Genomic DNA, 1582 nt, shown 5'->3' with positions numbered 1-1582 from the left:
GGCCGTGCTGACCGGCGGCGCACTGTGGCCGGCGGCCGGCGGCGTGGCCACCGAAGATCCGAGCGGTTCCCCGGACGGCTCATGGACCGGGACCCCGGCACCGAGCGGCACGCCGACCGCGAGTGAGACGCCGCCGGCCGAGGCGGAGGCCCAGGCACCTGCGGACGCCGGTGAGCAGGAGCACGGCGCGGGCGCGGCGCCCGCCGACCTGGCGCACGTCACCGCGGCGCTGCTGGACGCCCGTCTGGCGTGCGGAGCGGACGCGACGTGTCTGAGCGGCGTCGCCGTCGATGCTGCGGCCCTCTCGCCGGGTGGCGTCGACCTGCCCGCCTCGCAGCGCACGGTCGCCCTGCTCGACGACTTCGGGGACCTCGCGGTGCTGCGACTGGATCCGCACGACGCCGTGTCGCCGGCTCAGATGATCGTGATCCTCCGCCAGGACGGAAAATGGCTGCTGCGCGATGCCTATGACGTCGCGCAGCAGCCGTGAGAGCGGGTGAGGCTCGAGATCAGATGCCGAGCTGACCCTCGAACGCCGCAGCCTCCAGGCGCTTCTTCACGGCGCCGAGGAAGCGCGCGGCGTCCGCACCGTCGATCACGCGGTGGTCGTACGACAGCGCGAGGTAGACGTACGAGCGCACCGAGATCGCATCCTTGCCGTCGACCGTCACGACGCCGGGGCGCTTGACGACGACACCCGTGCCGAGGATCGCGGTCTGCGGGAGGAAGACGACCGGAGTGTCGAACAGCGCACCGCGCGAGCCGGTGTTGGTCAGCGTGAAGGTGCCGCCCGCCAGCTCGTCCGGCTTCAGCTTGTTGTCGCGCGTGCGGGCCGCGAGGTCCGCGATCTCGTGGGCGATCTGAGCCAGGTTCTTGCTCGCGGCGTCGCGCAGGACCGGGGTCAGCAGGCCCCGCTCGGTGTCGACGGCGATCGAGAGGTTCTCGGTCGGCGGGTAGACGATCTGGTCGCCGTCCACGGTCGAGTTGACCACGGGGTAGGCCTGCAGCGCCTCGGCGGCGGCCAGGGCGAAGAACGGCAGGAACGACAGCTTGTCGCCGGTCTTGGCCTGGAAGTCGCCCTTCACCTGGTCGCGGAAGGTCGCGAGCTTCGTCACGTCGACCTCGACGACCGAGGTCAGCTGGGCCGTCGACTGCATCGACTCGACCGCGCGCTGTGCGAGCACCTTGCGCAGGCGCGACATCGGCTGGGTGGTGCCGCGCAGCGGCGAGACCTCCAGCGGCGCCGGAGCGGCGGCGGACTCGGCCGGTGCGGCGGGAGCCGATGCGGCCTCGGCGGCCTTCAGCACGTCCTCCTTGCGGATGCGACCACCGACGCCGGTGCCCTTCACCGAGGCGAGGTCGACGCCCTGCTGCTGGGCGAGGCGGCGGACGAGCGGCGTGACATAGGTGATGCTGTCGTCGTCCCCGGTCACCGCGGGAGCCGGAGCGGCATCGGCGGCGGGAGCCTCGGCGGCAGGCGCCGGAGCGGGAGCCTCGGCGGCAGGCGCCGGAGCGGGAGCCTCGGCGGCAGGCGCCGGAGCGGGAGCCTCGGCGGCAGGCGCCGGAGCGGGAGCCTCGGCGG

1 protein-coding gene and 1 pseudogene are annotated in these 1582 nt (G+C 73.5%); one reads left to right on the top strand and one right to left on the bottom strand.

The window, feature by feature from the left end:
- Positions 1-490, top strand: a pseudogene (locus IM767_RS20515) (hypothetical protein); the annotation flags it as partial.
- Positions 491-509: 19 nt separating this feature from the next.
- Here IM767_RS20515 and sucB read toward each other — a convergent pair.
- Positions 510-1582, bottom strand: a 1073-nt coding sequence (gene sucB, locus IM767_RS20510; RefSeq protein ID WP_194398968.1) for a 2-oxoglutarate dehydrogenase, E2 component, dihydrolipoamide succinyltransferase, incomplete at its 5' end; no start/stop codon positions are given.

Origin of the sequence: Microbacterium ureisolvens (genome assembly GCF_015278315.1) — a bacterium.
In the GTDB taxonomy this organism is placed as follows: Bacteria; Actinomycetota; Actinomycetes; order Actinomycetales; family Microbacteriaceae; genus Microbacterium; species Microbacterium ureisolvens.
Note: the sequence above shows the minus strand (reverse complement) of the source record. Positions and strands in the feature narration are given on the sequence as shown.